10 protein-coding genes are annotated in these 20,430 nt (G+C 37.0%); 4 read left to right on the top strand and 6 right to left on the bottom strand.

Features of this window, described 5'->3' with window-relative positions; all coding sequences use genetic code 11:
• Positions 1-265 precede the first annotated feature (265 nt).
• The 6 genes from LV842_RS11085 to LV842_RS11060 all read right to left on the bottom strand — a co-directional run bounded on the left by LV842_RS11085 (position 266) and on the right by LV842_RS11060 (position 16,503).
• A complete protein-coding gene (locus LV842_RS11085) occupies positions 266-4,750 on the bottom strand; it encodes a GEVED domain-containing protein (protein WP_233111524.1) in 4,485 nt (1,494 codons plus the stop codon).
• 228 nt (positions 4,751-4,978) lie between these two features.
• Positions 4,979-7,504 (bottom strand): T9SS type A sorting domain-containing protein, encoded by a 2,526-nt coding sequence (locus LV842_RS11080; RefSeq protein WP_233111523.1) that lies wholly within the window; start codon positions 7,502-7,504, stop codon positions 4,979-4,981.
• Positions 7,505-8,064: 560 nt separating this feature from the next.
• Entirely contained in the window at positions 8,065-9,315 is a 1,251-nt protein-coding gene (locus LV842_RS11075) for a LamG-like jellyroll fold domain-containing protein (RefSeq protein WP_233111522.1), read from the bottom strand.
• A 99-nt stretch (positions 9,316-9,414) separates the two neighbouring features.
• Positions 9,415-13,284 (bottom strand): ATP-binding protein, encoded by a 3,870-nt coding sequence (locus tag LV842_RS11070; protein ID WP_233111521.1) that lies wholly within the window; start codon positions 13,282-13,284, stop codon positions 9,415-9,417.
• Positions 13,285-13,526: 242 nt separating this feature from the next.
• Positions 13,527-15,299, bottom strand: a complete 1,773-nt coding sequence (locus tag LV842_RS11065) for a flavin monoamine oxidase family protein (protein WP_233111520.1) — start codon at positions 15,297-15,299, stop codon at positions 13,527-13,529.
• Between the two features lie 16 nt (positions 15,300-15,315).
• The gene (locus LV842_RS11060) at positions 15,316-16,503 is read right to left on the bottom strand and encodes an FAD-dependent oxidoreductase (RefSeq protein ID WP_233111519.1); all 1,188 of its coding nucleotides are present in this window, start codon (positions 16,501-16,503) and stop codon (positions 15,316-15,318) included.
• A gap of 464 nt (positions 16,504-16,967) precedes the next feature.
• Here LV842_RS11060 and LV842_RS11055 point away from each other — a divergent pair, with 464 nt between their 5' ends.
• The 4 genes from LV842_RS11055 to LV842_RS11040 all read left to right on the top strand — a co-directional run bounded on the left by LV842_RS11055 (position 16,968) and on the right by LV842_RS11040 (position 20,428).
• Complete coding sequence (locus LV842_RS11055) at positions 16,968-17,384, top strand: RrF2 family transcriptional regulator (protein WP_233111518.1); 417 nt, start codon at positions 16,968-16,970, stop codon at positions 17,382-17,384.
• Positions 17,385-17,467: 83 nt separating this feature from the next.
• Positions 17,468-18,181 carry a phosphoadenylyl-sulfate reductase gene (locus LV842_RS11050; RefSeq protein ID WP_233111517.1) on the top strand — a complete coding sequence of 238 codons (714 nt, stop codon included), beginning with the start codon at positions 17,468-17,470 and terminating at the stop codon, positions 18,179-18,181.
• A gap of 14 nt (positions 18,182-18,195) precedes the next feature.
• The gene (gene cysD, locus LV842_RS11045; protein WP_233111516.1) at positions 18,196-19,104 is read left to right on the top strand and encodes a sulfate adenylyltransferase subunit CysD; all 909 of its coding nucleotides are present in this window, start codon (positions 18,196-18,198) and stop codon (positions 19,102-19,104) included.
• An 85-nt stretch (positions 19,105-19,189) separates the two neighbouring features.
• A complete protein-coding gene (locus LV842_RS11040) occupies positions 19,190-20,428 on the top strand; it encodes a sulfate adenylyltransferase subunit 1 (protein WP_233111515.1) in 1,239 nt (412 codons plus the stop codon).
• The last annotated feature ends 2 nt before the right edge of the window (positions 20,429-20,430 follow it).

Below are 20,430 nucleotides of genomic sequence, written 5' to 3'. Positions count from 1 at the left end.
TCTCTAAAGTGATTTTTTTTATGCGCTTCATTTTCTATTGTGACGGTTTGGTTATTATCAAATATTTTTTTCACTTCACAAAAAGTTTCTGGAGTAATTTTGAAACATCGATGTTATTTACTTTATATATTATTAAGTTTTTGAAAATCGTTTTTATGGTTAGTAGACTTTGGCTTTCCTTTTTTGCTCACAAAAAAGGCTGTCTCAAAAGTGAGACAGCCTAATTCTATTTAAAACTAAACCAATTATAATAATTATCTTGCACTTATTCCTTGATAAACTTTTTATGAACAGAGGTTGAACCATCCTGAATATTGATCACATAGACACCATTGATCAGCATGTGAACATCGATCTTGTTGTTTAATATGATTCCGGAAGACACCAATTGCCCAGCAGCATTGTAAAGCTTGTAATTTGCTTTTTCGCTGATATTCTTAACATTCAACACAGTAGAGACCGGGTTGGGATAAATAAGGATATCATTTTGATTTAAGACATTAACAATAGGTTGCTTAGAAATTCTTACGGTGTAATCTTCTACCTCACCGCTGTCAAAGTTCGTACAATTCACCGGAAGGGCTCCTTTCATTAATGCTACTCTCATCACTACATACATATAGTCTATATTGCTTACGAAAGCATCGGAGGGTACATTGAAGGTTGCACTCGCTGTGGTGTCACTATTAGGACCCGAAACCAAGATTCTTTCATTGATGTCAAATTTTCCGTTTCTGTTAAAGTCAATCCAGGCTACCACCCCTGCAGCTGAGGTGATGGATTTATCTATTGTGATCTGATTATTTACAGATCCCTGAACCAACTCGATATAAGTCGCTGGAGTCATGGTATAATCGGTATAGTTAGAAGCTGGAGATACATTTAGCATTTGTGGTTTTCCGTTAGGGGTAACCGTTACTTTTGAAACATACTCATTGGAGGTGTTAATGGCACCCATACGACAATACACTACTGTAGGGGTAGTAAAGTAGTATGGCAAAGTAAAGCTACCCGGCGTCCCACTACAGATATTTGCCACCTCTATTTCGTATTTTGTCAATTCTGATAACCCGGTCAAGGTAAAGATATTGGTCGATACGGAAACATTTGTCCAGCTTGGAATACCTACTTTTCTGTATCTCAATACATAGGTGGCTCCTGGGAGTGGCTCCCACTGGATTTTAGCACTGTTCGGATAAAGTTCCAGAATCGTTAATCCCGGTGGCGGGGTATCACATGTTCTTTCTGTGGTAAATAAGAAAGGGCTGGACCACGGATTTGGGGTAGCTGAGCCTATACACTTGCTTCTGATCTGAACTATATACTGGGTATAAGGAGTTAAAGTATATCCAGGGGATGGAAGCGTATAGGCTGCTGGTGATGTGGGTAAAGAGATGGGACCAATCCAGACTGGATCACCTACTTTTCTCCACTGCATTTCATAGGTAGCATTTCCTACCAATGGTGACCAGTTAACTACTGCTGAAGTAGCGGTAATATTTGTAAAGTTTACATTTGGTGGAGTTGGATCACATAAGGTTGTAAACTCATTGTGAGAATATACTCCGATATTTACTGTATTACAAACTGCCGCTACTTCTGCTTCATATAACGTATTGGGTAATAACGTATAAGTAGGACCCTGAAGTAGAAAAGTCTGAGTAGGTCCAGATACCGCTGCCACATCTATAGGACCTGCAACAGGTAACCATTGCGTAGTTCCTTTTGGTCTATATCTTAGCTTGTAAGATGCTCCTGCAATATCCTGTGGCCAGGTTAGGGTAGCGGAATTATCAGTAATACCGGAAACCGCTACAGTTGGAGTTTCTGTACTACAGATTCGCAAGACAATATTATCGACCGCAGCCGGTGGCTGGACACCTCCGGTACTGTTATTGCTCCATTCAAATACCAAACGCATTACAGTACCTGCAAAGCTGCTGAGATTTAAAGTAGCATTGGAATAAGATTGCCAAGTGCCATTTTGATTAAAATCGCCAATCTGTATTCTGCCAGGCGCTCCCGGGGCTGAAGCTAATGCTGTAATCTTCGTTCCCGGTGTAGGCATAAATGTTGCCGAAACTAACCATACTCTTAAATAATCGTAAAGAATAGAAGTTCCTTCTCCCATTGTTCTCCAATCGAAAGACAAGGTAGCAAGTGAGGCTCCCGGAGGGATCATAATATCCCTGTATGCCTGTACGATACTTGTAGAAGTAATTGTATAAGCGTTGCTTACTCCACTATCATTCGAAATATAAATGGATTTACCGGTATTTCCAGCTGCTGAACCATAGAACCATTTATTTGTCTGTGTTCCATTCAGGAAGCCAAAGTCGTTATTGCCTTCAAAGTTTTGAAGGTATGGAAGTGTCGCGGGAATCTGTGTGGTCATAAAACTTGGTCCTTGTGCCCAATAGCTGTTGTCAGAAGAAGAGCAAACAGCTCTTACCCACCAATAATAAGTCGTACTAGGAAGTAAAGTAGGTGCCAAATTTGCCGAATTAGTCATTGAAGTCCCTGTCGGTGCTGCTCCAAAAGCAGGTGGTGTAGACGATGTAGAGACATAATAGGCATAACCATTAGCTGGTACAGGAGTTTGAGCAGCCCAACCTATGGTAGCTCCGTTTCCGGTTACTCCTGTTACGGTGATAGCCGTAGGTGGCAGACAGGTAGGAGGGGAATCCACAACCAGGGTAAAATCTGCATAGGTTCCATAGCTTCCGGATGTACAAGATGTAATCTGCCCACTCCAAGAGGTAGCACATCTTACCCTGTAATCTCCAAAAGCCTGCCCTGCAGGAATATTAATAGTGGCGACTCCTGTTGCATTAATAACAGTTGTTGTCAGAATAGTTTCTCCCGGATCATTAAAATCCATATCATTATTCCAGTCTATCCACACAAAAAAAAGTCCTGTAGAAGTACTCATACTCAAATTCATATTAACGGCGAATCCCGGGGAGCTCCTAAAAGTAGAGTTTGAAATAACATACGGACTATAAGCAGGAGTTGTATAATTCAAATTCGTCCAACCTCCCGTTGTGGTAACAGTCTTCAAATAATAAGTTGTAATAGTACTCGTTGGTGGTGATGGTATACAATATCCAGTATATACCGTAATTGGTGCAGACCATGGACTCGCATCAGCGGAGCTACATCTTGATCGTACCCAGATATAGTAGGTTGTGTTAGCCGTTAACCCCGGAATCGTAGCCGATGTACCGGTTACCCCCGTAATTTGAGGTGCTGTTGCGATCGTAGGAGTAATATTAGTTGTATTATAATAAATTTCATATCCTCCGGCAGGGGCAGAAGCAGGAGCCGTCCATCCAATAGTAGCCGAAGATAATGAAGCAGCATTCAAAGTTAAAGCTGTAGGTGGTAAACATGTAGGGGGAGCTCCAACTGCCAGGTTATAGTCTATATAATTACCGGAAGGTGCTGCCCCACAAGAGGTAATTTGTCCGACACTTGATGTGGCAAATCTCACCCTATAATTTCCGTATGGTTGTGCCGGAGGCACATTAATAACCGCTGAGCTTCCTGTATTAACAGTAGTAGTCGTTGCCAGAATAGTTTCTCCCGGATCATTAAAATCCAAATCGTTGTTCCAGTCTACCCATACATAATAATAGTAATAATAGGTACCCGCCCCCTTTAAAGTTACATTAATTGTATTTCCCGGTGAAGCAGTAAATGTATCAGAAGAATTATCTATATAGGGTGCATATGACGATGCTGTGTAATTCAGGTTAGTCCAGGCTCCGGTTGTGGCAATTTTCGATACATAGTATAATGAAGAACTGGTACCTGCAGAAGGCACACAATAACCCGTGTAAATTTCTAATGGTCCAACCCAGGTACTCTGGCTTGAAGAACTACATTTTGATCTCACCCATGCATAATATTTTGTGCCGGGAGTCAGAGGCAATGTAGCTGTAGTTCCGGTGGCCACCGCCATTGAAGGTGTAGTTGCTTGAGTTGGGATTGCTGTAGATGGAGTATAGTATACCTCATACCCTGCAGCAGGAACGGGAGAAGGAGCTATCCAACTAATTCCCGCACTTGTTGTCGTTAACGATGATAGTGTTAACCCTGATCCTGCCGGAGGAATACATGCCGGTATTGCTCCAAAAGTTAATTGAATATTTGGCCGGCTGGAAGAAACATACCCATTGGTACCTTGCTGAACATTATTCGCATAATAATACATATGCCCGGAAGTAGCCGTACTGTATCTTATTCCACTTCCTGTACTGCTTGTTGTTCCGCCGGTTCCACCAAAATTTGTTTCTACAAGAACCTCTAAATTATCAGTACCATTATAATAATACTGATTTTGTAGCGTGATAGTATTCCATCCAATAGGTAAGTTACTTACCGTCCCATCATACACCAATACTGATCCGGACTTGACAGAAGTCCATTGCTGTGCAACGAATGCCGTTGTTGCAGCTGGAACTGATTTTAAATAAATCTTTATGGGAAGGTTGAAATTCATTGCAACCGTAGAATACCAAGCTACTGAGAGAACATTCCCTCCGGCCGGCATATTTAGTTCCGAAGCCTTATAAAGTGAGGCGGACATTTCATAGCCATAATTAGATCCCAAAGGATATCGTTGTGTCGTTGTTCCTGTACCGATTGTAACAGTCTGCGCCTGTGCAGACAATCCAAAAACCATACAGAACATTACAAACAAAGCCTTCAAAAACCTTTTGACTTTACATTGTAAAAGTATATTCATAATTTTTGATTAATTTAATATTGATGAATTCATTTTAATTTTCTTATTATTGACATTTTGTCAATTACTTTGTGCATATATATGAAGGGTTGAAATCGAATGTGCTTTTTTTTGAAAAACACATTCGATTTCAACCCTTTCTTTTCTCAAATGAAAATTTCAACCACTTCTCTGTACATAATAAGAATCAATAGATAAAAACCGTTAATCCCTTCAATTTTAGGTTCTTTACTTTTTTATAATCTTTCTTACTATTATTACTTTATTTCCAACTGTCGTTGCTTTTATCAGATATGTTCCTTTTAGAAGATGGGAGAGATTTAAATCTTTTTGATTGGAAGTATGTACCAATTTTCCGGACATATCAAAAACAGACACATTACTTAACTTTTCCTGAGTATCAATATGGATGTCAGTGGTAAAAGGGTTTGGATACACACTAACATCCTTAGTATTATTTTTAACCTGGGTAGTTGCTAAAGAAGTTGTAACATTCAGGATTCTTGCAATTCTGTTTTTTCCGCCATTTTTATAATTGGTAAATAAACCGCCTATCAATACATTGTTGTTTTGATCCAAAACCAGCTTATTAATTGTATTATTTGCTCCGCCTCCTACATCAAAACTTGTATCAAGAGTACCATCTGCATTTAATCTCATGATTTTGTTGGAAAGGGTGGTTCCGTATTTGGTAAACAATCCTCCAATGATCACTTTATTATCCGGTTGTACAGCGAGTGTTTGTACAGAAGCATCAATACTTGTTCCGGGAATGAAAGTGGTATCTAGATTTCCATTAGCATTTAATCTTGCAACTCTTGCTTGTGAAACCCCGTTGAACGTTGAAAAGTTTCCCCCAACAAGAATTTTACCATCCTGTTGAAGAATAGCAGTATAAAGTGGTAGATTGGGTCCTGTTCCAGGGTTAAAAGAAGTATCTATATCTCCGCCCGTGTTCAGCCTTACAATTCTTGCCGTTGTTCCATTGAATGTTGTGAAAAGTCCTGTTACTATAATCTTACCATCATTTTGAATCAGAATCGCAGATATTGATCCTGTGTTGGCACCTGTTCCAATAGCAAAAGTAGCATCTAAAGTTCCATCAGTATTTAATCTTGCCAATCGGTTTATAGTTGTACCGTTGTAGCTGGTAAAGCTACCTCCTACAATAATTTTCCCGTCACTTTGTACAGCAACAGCCGTTATAGAATTATTAAAAGCTGTTCCTAGTGTAAGGGCACTATTATCATAAGAACCGTCAGAATTAATTCTTACAAGATTGGTCACAGTATTTCCATTATATTTTGTGAAAGTACCTCCTGCCACAATTTTACCGTTAGATTGTAATGCTACTGCAGCCACTGTACCATTCATGCCACTTCCACCAGAATTAAAAGATGTATCTAAAGTTCCGTCGGTATTCAGTCTTGTAATTTTACGTTGTATTGTCCCGTTATAGCTAGTAAAGTCCCCACTAATTATAATTTTGTTATCCGGTTGAAATAGTATTGAGCTTACATTACCATCAGCACCGGTTCCTACATTATAGGTATTATCCAATGAACCATCAGCAAGAATATGGGCACAATAATTTTTGTTAGTATCATTGTAGATATTAAATGAACCTATTATGAAGATGGTACCATCCAAATTGTCTAAAATAGTAGTTACGGAGGAATTAGCTCCGGAATTTCCTGCGTTGTAGGTAGTGTCAAGGGTCCCGTCTAAATCTAATTTTACCAATCTGTTGACAGTGGTCCCACTGTAAGTGGCAAAATTTCCTCCAACAAAAAGATTATTTCCAATGACTTTTATGGAATATACGGAATTATTTGCTGCATTAGTATGGTTAAAAGTGGTGTCTAGGGTTCCGTCGCTATTTAGTCTGCAGATATTTTTAAGGGTTGAGGTTCCATTATATGCTCCAAAAGTTCCTCCAACTAAAATTTTACCTGAATTCAACAGAACGATCTCAGAAACAGTATTGTTAAAACCTTGTGAGGTTCCGGTACCTGTATTGAATGTAGTATCTACAGTACCATCACTATTCAATCTTGCAATTCTGGTAACCGTAGTACCGTTAATTGAAGTAAAGCTTCCTCCAACGTAGATTTTTTGATTAGTTGCATCATATTCCATTTTACCGATGGATGCACTTGCGTTACCAACACCAGGATAACAGGTGAAAGTGGCATCTAGGGAACCATCGGTATTCAGCCTTGCCATTCTAACTGCATTTATTCCATTATAAGTGCTAAAAGTACCAGTAATTAAAATCTTTCCACCAGGCAATATCAATATATTATCAACTATACTGTTGCTGCTGGGTCCTGTTCCTACTCCTGAAAAAGTAGTATCTAATGTCCCGTCAGTGTTGATTCTGATAATTCGATTGACAGTTGTTCCATTATAACTCGTGAAATTTCCACCGATTATGATTTTTCCATCTGACTGTTCAGCAGCAGAATATACATAGGCGTTTGCTCCGGTTCCTGTTGCAAAAGTGGGGTCTATGCTTCCATTTGTATTGATCTTTACAATTCTTGTGGCATTGGAGTCATTATAGGCTGTAAAATTACCTATAAGTAATATTTTCCCACCCGCTAGTTTTAATGATTTTGAAACGGTACTATTTGGTCCGTCGCCCAAACCATTTCCCAGATCTGTTGTATTAAAGGTTGCGTCTATATTTCCTGCTTGAGAAAAGCATACGCTATAAATTAATAAGAGAAATAATAAAGCATATTTTTTCATAGTCTTAGTTGTTTTAATTACTTTTTTAGTGATTCCATTGTCCTATTTATCTATTCATTTTTTAGTATTTTATATCTGAAATAGAGTGAATGTAAATCTTAGAAATAGCCTGCATTAAATAGATTTAATAAAAAATATGAGCAATAAGTTCTAAGGAGAGTTTAAGGTTATTATAAAAAATAGCAAAGGGAACCCAATATTTAATTAAACACACTGTGGAAGATTTCCCCTTTTTCCCTTTGCTGTTGGGGATTATAAAAAAACTACACTTTATATTTCAGATTAAATTGTATAAAGGATAAGCTAAATTTTACCGAACTCTCCGAAGGATTAAAAATCGAATGTTTGCCATAAGAATCCTATTGAATATATTTTTATGCAACATTACACGGAATCAAAATAGAGGAGTAATTTTTAACCACCCAATGATCACTTTCTGTAAAAAAAAGACCCCCTATTTACCACTCAAAACAATAAAGTTTTTGAAAATCAGTTTATTATAAGGAATTAGGATTTTAATTTTTTTTAATAGTTCGAATAGTAAAACAGGGTCTTTCAACTTATTTTTTTATCATTTTATAAGTTTTTGTTTGATGATTCATACGTACTTTTACAATATATACACCTGAATCAAGACTGGAAATATTAAAAGTAGGCGAGATTGTATTCGGTTGGAAAATCATCATTCTCTGCCCGGTAAAGTTTATGATCTCTACTTCATCCACCATATTTTTTGAATTAATGGTAATAAAATCTTGAGCAGGATTTGGAGATACCGTAAGTTCAGTTGTGTCATTCTTATAATCATCAGTTCCTAATGTTGTAAAAGACTGACATGTTGATGTGACACTACATCCTCCTATATTTATTGTTACAGCATAATTACCAGATGTTGTAGGAGTAAATGATTGGCTTGTGGCACCACTGATTGGTGCATTAGCATTGTTGCAATCCAGCCATTGATAAGTAGCTCCGGTCTGGTTGGCCGTAAGAGCAGTTCCTGAAACACTGATGGTATTGTTAGGTGCTCCTAAATTGGAAGCTCCTGCCACAAAGTTGGAAGTTGTACCTGTAAGCGCAAAACCATTAAATGTCCCCGGATAAGAACCAGCAGAGCTTACAAGAGATGTTAAAGCGGTATTATCTGCACCGATTGTTCCATCATTCATTTTATAATAAGCTACAAGGTTTGAAGGTGCTGTACAAAATTCAAGATTCATGCTTGATTGAATGTTTGCTTGAGTACGAGCAACATTCCAGATACGGACATCATCAATAGTACCGTTGAAGTAGCCTCCAAAGCTTGCAACGATTCTTCTTCCTATAATTAAATTAGTGGAACTAACCGTATTAGCCGTTAAGCCTACTCCGCCTTGTACATTCAATACTCCGTCCACATATATTTTATACTGGTTGGAGCTTAACGAATTATCATAGGTAACAGCAATATGGTGCCAGTTTCCGTCATTTACTACCGCTGTTCCATTCAATCCTCCGCCTTTTACTTCTACTCTTACAGAATAATTTCCGCCGGTTAAAGCAACTAGTCTTACCGTGAATCTTTGACCATTTGTTGTGTCAGATCCCCAATCAGCGATAAGCATTTCGCCTGCTGCAGTTGAAGTTTTTACCCAGGCTTCAACGGTACGGGCAGTTGTGCCTAAGACTCCTGGAAAATTGGTTTGAATGTAATCATTAACTCCATCAAAATTAAGAGCTTTTTGTTGGGCATGTACTTGAGACGCTCCTATAAATAAGGTACTAATTAATGAAGCTTTAATCAATGTTTTTCTGAGTAAATGTTTCTGCATAATATATAGTTTTTGCTATGCCGTAAAACTATTACAACCTCTCTCAAACCATTGTCATTCTCGTTGCAAAAACTATCATTCTCGTTGCAACACTTACTTTTAAAGATGTTCTGTAGGTGTATGCCCGAAATATTCTTTAAAACATTTCGTAAAATAAGAAGGCGTGTTGAAACCTGTCATATAAGTTACTTCAGAAATTGTATAATTCTGTTTCAGTAATTCGGAGGCTCTTTTTAGGCGGTATGTTTTAATAATTTCTCCTGTCGGCATATCAAACATAGCTTTTACTTTACGATGGAGATTGCTTCTGCTCATAGACAAAGCAGTGGCTAATTCATCAACGCTAAAGTCTTTATTATCCAGATGCTCTTCAATAATCTTATGGATTTTGTTCAGAAAATCATTATTGATGGAATTTGTGATGGAGTTCTCCTGAATTTCAATCTCCTTAACTTCGGTTTCGGGAAGCAGAAATGTATTCTTTAAATATTCATATTGTTTTTTTTGTTGTAACAACTGATTACTAATCCTATATTTCAGTTCTGTAATACTGAAAGGTTTAATAATATAATCATTGGCGCCATAAGAGAGGCCTTCAATTTTACTTTCCATATCCGCTTTTGCGGTAAGGAGAATAACAGGAATATGATTGATATTGATATTGTTTTTAAGTGTTTTACAGAACTCAAAACCATCCATTTCATTCATGACCACATCGCTTAGAATAAGATCAGGCATTTTTTCAAGGGCTATATCTAATGCTTGTTTTCCATTTTCGGCTACAAAAATAGTATAGCTGTCGCGCAGGTTGTCCGTTAAAAATTGAGATAGATCTTTGTTGTCTTCAACAATAAGCAGGGTTGCGAAGTTGTCTGCAAGGGTTTCATTCTTATGTTTTGGATTAGTATTTGTATTTTTTTGTGATTCCAACGGAAGCCATATCGAAAAAATGGTACCCGATGGTTGAGATGTTGTACTTTCCAGATCTATTGTACCTTGATGAAGTTCTACCAGTTCTTTTACCAGAGACAGACCGATTCCGTTACCTTGAAGTTCGTCTTGTTGGGTTCCTTTAAAATAGCGGGTGAAAATTTTATGTTGCTCTTCGTCAGGAATTCCTGAGCCTGTATCCTGAACTTTTAACAATAAACCATTTTCATTATGAGAAACTTTTACGGTGATGTGGTCGCCGGCTGAGCAGAATTTGAGTGCGTTAGAGATTAAATTATACAATATTCTGTCTAATGTATTGATTGAAAACAGGCATTCTGCTTTAGCTGGAGCTTCTAATGTTAAACTGATTTTTTTAGTAAAAGCTTCTTCTGAAAAGGCATTTACAACCTGTGAGATGACCATGATGGCATCACCCCAAACCATTTGGGGAGTTAGCACTCCTGCTTCAAGTTTCGCAATGTCGATAAGCTGATCGGTAAGCTGAATAAGGCTGCCTGTATTTTTTTTAATCGTATCGAAGAGTTTATTTCGGTCTTCGCTGACGCTTTCTGTTTTTAATTGTTCAGCCGGTCCTAAAATGAGTGACAATGGTGTACGGAATTCGTGAGCAATATTAGAAAAGAAATTGTTTTTTATAGCATCGAGCTTACGGAGTTCCAAAGCTTCTTTTTGTTTAAGCTTTATTTCGTTTTTAATAATTTCCTGTTTGATTTTAAATCGGATAAACCATATAATACTGCTTCCTATCAACAATAGATAGATGATAATCGCCCACCATGTTTTCCACCAGGGCGGACTGATTTTTATCGGTAATGATTTAGTAAAATGACTCCATTTCCCGCTGGTATTGGAAGCATTTACTTCAAAAATATATTTTCCGGGAGGAAGTTTGATATAATTAATCTCATGATTTTTTGTATAGACCCAATCATCCTGATAGCCTTTAAGCCGGTAGCGGTATCGGGTTTCCTGAGGCTGGCTGAATTGCAGAGCCGCAAAAGTGATAGATACTGTATTTTCGGAATAGTGTAAAATTAGCTCCTGAACATGATTAACTGTTGAATTATTTATAATATTTTCTTTATTATTTATCAAAATTTGGGTAATAGCTGTGACTGGTGAAAAAATATCTTGTTTTATTTTTTCTGGGTTAAATTTTACTCCGTTTTCTGTTCCTCCAAAAAACATTCTTCCATCCTGGAGTAAAAACTGATGAAACCTGTTGAATTCAATGTTTTTTAAACCATGCTGTCGTGTAAAAACTCTTATGTTGAAGTTTTGAGTATCAAATTTTACAAGACCTTTATTGGTTCCCATCCACAGATTACCTGATTGGTCTTGAAGAATAGAGTAGATTACCTGATCAGGTAGCCCATCTTTTACTGTAAATATTCGGCTCTTGCCGGTCGTTTTATTAAACCGGATCAAACCATTGATACTTCCCAACCACAAAATATTTTTATCTCTGCTATCAGGAACCGCAGCCACTAAATGATTGGTAGGCAATCCTGTTTTGTCATTGATTATCTGTCTGATGCTTTTACTTGATACATCTATTTTGATAAGTCCGTGAGATTCGGTGGTTATCCAAAGAGCTTTAGCAGAGAGGTCAAAATAGATATTGGTACTTTTTAGAGCAGGATTAAAGTTTTTTAAAGTCTGAAAAACTTCCCATTTTCCATTATTAAAGGTATAAATCGTATTCAATTTATCAATAACGAATGGTTTATCTTGGTCGAGACTAATTCCCGTAATAAAACTAAATCCAGCTTCATTGGCCATGGGAAGAGTAGGGAATTTAAAAACCTTTTTCTCTTTCGTATCATAATAGCAAATGGTACGGTTTAGGGCGATCCATTCTTTCTGATGATTCCACGCTGACCTAAAGTAATAAGAGGGTTGTAAAACACCCAATTTTTGTTCATCCCAGTCAAAAAAATCATGAAGAGAAATTCCATATGTTTCTTTTAAAAGATCTGTGATAAAATCTTTTTTATAAGAAAAAGCTTCAAAATTTACATTGTAATCTATAGTGTAAATGCCATCAGTATCTGCACCTACCCATACCAATCCGGAATGATCAACATAAAATGCCTGAGTTTTTTTGTTTATGGTAATTGTACTCAAGAAATTGATTCCCGAAATATCATCATGGCTATAAATATTATTTCCTGCGATAAAATATTCTTTTCCGTTAGGATTTGAGACAATCCATTTAATCTTAACAGGAGAGGAAATGGGCAGTTTTTCTGTTCGGAATACTTTTTTTAAAGGATTGAAAAAATATAAATTTTCTTTGTCTGCCCAAAGGAATTCTCCATTTTTTCGTAGAGAGAAAGCAATGGATTCAAATACTTTGCTTTCTGTATCGTCCTTAAACATTGTATAAGGAATAGGAATGTTTATAAAATGCTGCGTTTTTCTGTTGAACTGTTTGAGATTCTTTTGAGTTAATACCCAAATGTTGCTGTTTTTATCTTCTGCGATATTAAAAATTTTCTCATCAGAAGTTAAAGATAAATTATGCTTAACCAGCTTACTTTTGTTATTAAGATGATAATGGTACAGGTTATTTTCTTTTGATTTAAACCATAAAACATTGTCTCTGGAAACAAGCCAGGTATTTCGGTGAACAGATATGTGATTTTTTTCTATAAACTGAGCATTGATAATATGTTCTGCTTTTTCCGTTTTCAGATCAAATCTGTCAATTTCATTGGTTTCATATTTAATCAAAAGAGTATTCTGTCTGTCCTTTTTAATATAATCTATAATATTGGATGATAATGAGTTTTTATTTTTTAAATCATGTTGGAAAATTCTAAAACTATTTCCGTCATATCGGGCAAGTCCGTTACGTGTGCTTATCCACATAAAGCCGTCTTCATCCTGTTCGATAGCAGAGACAAAAGATTGAGGGAGTCCTTCCTCTACGGAAAGATGTTTAATGTTCTGGGAAAAATGAAATTGTATATTAAAAAGAAAGATAAGTAAGATTAATCTTATGCTTTTCATGAATTTACGGTTAATTCTGCAATATACTTATTAAATATTAATGTCGTTGAAAGTCTTTAATGTGTTGGTATTGAGTCGTTAATACTTAATTTTTTTAGTGTTAACAATTTCAAGTTTTGATGCGTAATGACAATAATTTATCAAATGAGACCTGTAGAATGCTATTCTTCAATAAAGACTTTAACAATAAAAACACAGCACTTTCAAAAGAAGATGCTGTGTTTTTTATTGTTAACCAAAAATTACCATCCCAGGTAATATTCAGGGCTTAGCCATTCAGGGCGATTTAATCCAAAATGCTCCTGCAACATTTTTTCTGCTTCACAGAAGGCACCTTCTACCCAGCCTTGCTGATCAGAATAAGCTTCACCACAAATGTGAATGTTTTGATCTCGGTTAGGCTTTCGCATATAAGGCATTACTTGATCTACAGAAAATCCTGCTTTCCAGGCATGATAACCTGCTCCGAACGGATCATCTGTCCAGTCTTTGAAATAGGTTACATAAGGATCAGGGATATTGACTTCAGGACCATGTAATTCTCTTAATTGATTAAGGAGCTCCTGTACCATAAATTGGGTGGCCTGAACGTCATTGAGCTGATGGAGTTCTTGTAATGAGGCATTTTTTGCCGGTCGTACTTCGAACAGCACTTTATCATCGGAAAGTGCTTTCCAGAAAGTTTCCGTTTCCATGTCTCCGTAGCTGCCCAGTAACATCGAATTGTTGGTTTCCGGATCGGTGCCAAAATAGTAGCATTGTCGCATTGGTAAATCGGTAATGGAATGTCCGGAATCAATATCCAGTTCTCTTTCTCTCCACCATGGATATTCAAAACCCATTAGGATTTTAAAAGCGGGTTCCATAATAATGGATTTCATATTGGTTTGGAGATGAGGGTTGGAATTGATATTGAAAAAGAAATTATTTTGATCTAAAAGTTCCAGAGATTTTCGTGGCATCCCCAATACAATACTGTTGGCATAAACTTTCCAGATGGACTTACTTTTAAGATTCAAGAAGCTTAATTCATAACGATGCGTGTCTTTTGAATCATGATCTTCTGTAAATGTTAATAGCTGGTTTTCAGACCAGATACAAGCTCCGTCGTGTTCCATATATGCATTGGCTATTGCATAAGCGATGCTGTCATAACCTTCTTTAATGGTTTTGTAAGTCGTATCTGCTGAGAAATCACCCACCATATAAGGGAAAGCTTCTGCAGAATTCCAGTTGATGGTGTTGGAATAATATCCTCCTGCATTCGCAAGAAATTCATATCCTTCTTGTGACACCTGATCTTTAATTAAATTCCAGAAACCGATGTCATTTACTTTGCGCTGATCATAAGGTGAATTGGGGAAATTGTAAACAAGTTTTGGTTTTATATCATCCCAATCTCTGCTGGTCAGCTTAAAAGTGTATTCATAGATCGATGTTTCGCTTTTTATGATTCTGTCGCCGTATTTATTTTTTACCCACGAATCCGCCATAAGAACATCGTAAATAATTTTATTGAAAAGCTGATCTGAACTGAATCCTAAATCATTTTCGTTGAGGTAATATCGGGTGGGTAGTTTTTTATTATTCTGTTGTGCCACATCCCAGTCATTCTGATGAAAACGCTCTTTTCTAAGGTACATTAATAACTTAGAGGGATCTCCCATTGGAAAAGGAATGGGGGTCATTTTATCTTGTAAAACAGGAATTCTTTTGCTCAGATCTTTTTCCGTAAGAGGGTAGCCTTCTATTAAGGTTGTCACAATTTCCTGAGAGGTAAGATAGCGCATTCCTCCAAGTTCGCCCCAGAAATTCATTCCGGGCATGATGACAGACTCTAATCTTCCGCCCAGCTTATTGCTCATGTCAAAGATCTGAACATCGCTTGCTTTGTATTTATTTTCTGTAGCTAAACGATAGGCGGTGTATAATCCGGAAGTTCCGGCACCGATAATAGCAACTTCAATTTTTAAATCAGGGGATTTTCCTGGATTTAAAGAGGTGTTTTTATTCATATTAAAAGTATAATGGTTAAAGGAGTTTAAAGTACGTTTGCCCTAATTGGAACGGACTGATGTCAAAATCTGTTTTTCCGTCTAATGCCAAATCAGACATTATTTTGCCAAGAAAAGGTGTGAATTTCGCAGCCCATCCTGTAGCATACACCACAATGTTTTGATGATTGGGAACATATTTCGGAGCAAAATCAATCAGCAGCTCTTTATTGGGAATCATGCTTAGAGAGATCAGGCATGTTGAGGTATATTCTGGTTCTGTATCAAGACCGGTCATATATTTCTGTACCCATTCTGAAGTGTAACGGAGTTCTTCACTATTAGGAATTAATGTTCTGTCTTTCGGATCTTCCAGAGGTTCTATTACAAAATCGGGTGCGACTCTGATATAGTCCGGATTATCCCAGTCTACTGAAGGAAATCCATAAAACTGATTGCCGTTTTTTTCGTCCGGATTTTGAAAGACAAACCATGTCGGGTATTGGATATTGGGATCCGTTTTTTTGAAATATGCTGAAGACATATTCCAATAGGTCGCTTCTATTTTGAAATTGAGTAAGTTGATGACACTATTGATATAAGGACCCGGTATAATGGCCAGCTTTTCAGTGATGTAAATACCATGTGGAGTGGTTACCACAAAACCATTTTCTATGGGTTCTATATTAATGACGGGAGAATCATCCTGAAGTTGTACCGTTTTTTCTTTCTGACATAATTTGAAGAGGGTTTCAATAGTCGCTTTAAAATTAATACTTGCTCCATCGGGCTGGAATAATCCGGTATACTTTTCAGGAAGATTTTTAAAATGATATTGCTCTTCAATTTCTTGAGCGGTAAGAGTAGTATAAGGTACCTTGAGCGCTTTTAATGCCGTTTCAGCCTCTGCAATATTTCCTTCTGTGGATTGTACGTCGGGATCTCCGAACCAAAGGGTTCCCACTTTATCAAGTAACGGGGTGTCTGTTTTTTGCTGTAATGCATCCCAATAAGGTTGAGCATCCAATGCCATTTGCACCATATACTCATCCGGATAAGGAATTCTGAATTGTCTGGAAACTCCTGCTGAACTTCCCAGTTGATTCATAAAATTAAACTGTTCCAGTACGAGGGTTTTGGCTTTCCTTTTGCCAAGCTCATAAGCCGTGGCTAAACCAATGGCACCACCGCCAATAACGATGACATCAAAATAGTCTTGATTCATAATATAACAGAGTTTTCGGGTTTAGTTTTATATTGATTGATTTTATCTCTGATAGTCCTGTGAAATCATAATTTTAAAGGCTTCAGAAACATATTAAATTTAAATCTTAATCATTTCACTAAAGTAGGATTTTTTTTTGAAAACCAAATTTATTTTTACGAAATTGTTATTTTTTCTTTTATTTTAGCGATGAATACGTATTGTTTTGATGTATTATTAAATGAATTTATTATCTATAATTTAAAAATGACACAATATTTTCACAAAAATAGAGGGGTTTTGTTGGAGTATCTTTTATCTGGGAACAAGGTTGTTAGAAAGAGTGGGATTAATGATGGGTAATACAGTACATCTTTTGTAATGTGAAGTGATATACTAAAGGCTGTTGAGATCAATAGTATTTACTCGGTACTTTTGAAGGTGAATTTTCTAAATCAAATAAATTATTATAACTTGCATTAATTATGATGTCCAAACGTTGCAAATATGCATTAAAAGCAATGGTCAGATTAGCCAGGAATTACAATCAGGGCTTTCTGTCTACTTCAATTATTGCAGCAGAAGAAAACATTCCGAAAAAATTTTTAGAGCAGATTCTCCTCGAATTAAAAAGAGCAAAGCTTGTCAACAGTAAGCAGGGAACTGCTGGTGGATATTATTTATTAAAGTCTCCTGATGATGTTTCTTTGGCGGACCTTTACCGTATTTTTGATGGTCCTATCGCTCTGACTCCTTGTGTTTCTTTAAATTTTTATGAGGCTTGTGATGATTGTGTAGATGAAGAGTCTTGCTATCTTAGAAATGAGTTGATCAATGTTCGTGAAAAAACCAGAAAAAGCATGATGGAGGCGACTTTAACTGCTTTTATGAAAAAGAAATAAAATTTTTTTAATTTAAATTCTACTAATTTGATAGGAGTTATAGAATTAATATATATATTTGCATCAATTAATTTTAAGATGCAATGGAAAACAGTCTGAAAAAAGAATTTGATGAGCTGCTTGAAGAAACGTTTGATACGATTTCTCGAGGGGATTTTCTCCACGTATTGGCGGCTAACTTTCCTCAAAAACTTATCTTTTCTACCAGTTTCAGTTATGAAGATCAGGTGGTGACTCATCTGATAAAAGATTTAGATGTCCAAATTTTCACTTTGGATACAGGAAGGCTTTTTGAACAGACTTATGAAACCTGGGCAGCTACAAAAGCATTTTTTAAAAAGAATATCAAAGCCTATTATCCGGATGCAGAAGAATTGCAACAATTTGTCACAAAAAATGGCCCGGATTCATTCTATCAATCCGTAGAGAAGAGAAAAGAATGCTGTTCTGTACGAAAAGTTCAACCTTTAAAAAACGCATTAAAAGGTTATAAAGTCTGGATCACAGGATTAAGGTCGGAACATTCTTTAAACAGACAAAATATGCCTCAACTGGAATGGGATGAAGAGAACCAGATCATCAAATATCATCCGATCCTTCATTGGTCCACACAAGAAGTGACCGATTATGTTCAAAAGCATCAATTGCCTTACAATTATCTCCATAAAAAGGGGTTTGCAAGTATCGGGTGCGCTCCATGTACCAGAGCAATTAAGGAGGGTGAAGATTTCAGGGCAGGTCGCTGGTGGTGGGAAGATGCCAATAAAAAAGAGTGCGGTTTACATATTCATCAATAAAAAAATAAACAAAAATGTCAACATATCAGTTCAATTATTTAGATCAGTTAGAATCCGAATCTATTTACATATTAAGGGAAGTAGCGGGACAATTTGAACGCCCTGCATTGCTGTTCAGCGGGGGAAAAGACAGTATTGTTTTGGCTCATTTGGCTTCGAAAGCGTTTCGTTACGGAAAAATCCCTTTCACATTTGTACATATAGACACGGGACACAATTTTCCTGAAGTTTTAGAATTCCGTGATAAGCTGGTAAATCAAATAGAGGTGGATTTGGTGGTACGTAAAGTTGAAGAAACGATAAGAAGCAGAAAATTAACAGAACCTAAAGGAAAATTTCCAAGCAGAAACTGGTTACAGACCTTTACATTGCTTGATACCATTGAGGAATTTGAATTTGATGCCTGCATTGGAGGAGCCAGAAGAGATGAAGAAAAAGCACGTGCCAAAGAAAGAATATTCTCCGTTCGTGATGAATTCGGACAATGGAATCCCAAGCTTCAACGCCCGGAATTATGGAATATTTTCAACGGAAGAATCCATAAAGGTGAGAATGTAAGAGTATTTCCGATCAGTAATTGGACGGAACTGGATGTCTGGAACTATATCCGCAGAGAGAGAATAGAGCTTCCATCCATCTATTTTTCCCACGAAAGAGAGGTGGTAGACCTCAACGGACAATGGATTGCCAATTCTCCATATGCCACACTGGAAAATGAGGATGTCATCACCACCAAACGGATTCGCTATCGAACTGTAGGAGACATGACGTGTACCGCAGCCGTGGAGTCTGATGCTATTACTATTGACAGTGTGATTGATGAAATTTTAGCTACCAGAATTTCAGAACGTGGTGAAACAAGAATCGACGATAGGGTCACCGAAGCTGCGATGGAAGACAGAAAAAAAGGAGGCTATTTTTAATAAATAATCAGCAATTAGTAATGAACAATAACTCTGCGTGCAGCAAATTACTCATTACCTATTACACATCATTAATGAATTATATATGGATATTTTAAGATTTATAACCGCAGGAAGTGTTGATGACGGGAAAAGTACCCTTATCGGAAGACTGCTTTACGATAGCAAAAGTATTTTACAGGATCAGTTGGAAGTTCTGGAAAAACATTCAAAAAACAAAAATGAAGATGGGGTAGATCTCGCACTTTTAACGGATGGTTTGCGTGCAGAAAGAGAACAGGGAATTACCATTGATGTTGCTTACAGGTATTTTTCAACACCCAAAAGGAAATTCATAATTGCAGATGCTCCGGGACACGTTCAGTATACACGGAATATGATTACCGGTGCTTCCAATTCCGACTTAATGATCATACTGGTTGATGCCCGTAAAGGAGTAATTGAGCAGACCAGAAGACATTCCATCATCGCATCATTGTTGAAATTGAAAAAAGTGGTTGTAGCCATTAATAAAATGGATATGATCGACTATTCAGAAGAAGTATATGAAGAGATAAAAGCAGAATATTCAAAAGTTGCAGAAAATCTGGGATTGAACAATGTGAGCTATTTTCCGATTTCTGCGCTTAAAGGAGATAATATTGTGTCATTATCGCCTAAAACAAACTGGTATGAAGGAAGCTCTCTTCTGGAATATCTGGAGAATGTAGAGCTCGATGAAGAATCTGAAAATGGAAATCGTTTCCAGGTTCAATATGTTATTCGCCCACAAACGGAAGAATTGCACGATTATCGTGGATATGCGGGAAAGATTGTAAGCGGGCATTTTCAAAAAGGAGATACAGTTCATATCCTTCCGGCAGGTTTTGCCACTCATATATCCAAAATTGAAATTAATGGAGCGGAAGTGGATAAAGCGTTTGAGGGACAACCTGTGGTTCTGCATATATCAGATGATTTGGATATCAGCAGAGGTGATTTCTTCACTACGACAGAGCACCTTCCTTATGTTGAAAAAGACGTAGAGGTTTTATTATGCTGGCTCGATCAAAAATCGCTTCAGCCGGGAAATAAATACCTGTTGCAGCATCACAGTAGAGTAATAAAAACAGTAGTGAAAGCAATAGACTATAAAATTAATGTCAATACCCTTGCGCAGGAAAAGGCAGAAGGAGACATCAGGCTTAATGAAATTGTAAAAGTTACCCTTAGAACTGCTCAGCCGTTGGTTTTTGACAGTTTTATCAATAATAAACAGACAGGGGCAGCCATTCTGGTGGATGAAACTTCTAATTCAACAGTCGCAGCGTGCATAATCCAATAGAT

The sequence above is a fragment of the Chryseobacterium gwangjuense genome, from assembly GCF_021311115.1.
GTDB classification, from domain to species: Bacteria; Bacteroidota; Bacteroidia; order Flavobacteriales; family Weeksellaceae; genus Chryseobacterium; species Chryseobacterium gwangjuense.
Note: the sequence above shows the minus strand (reverse complement) of the source record. Positions and strands in the feature narration are given on the sequence as shown.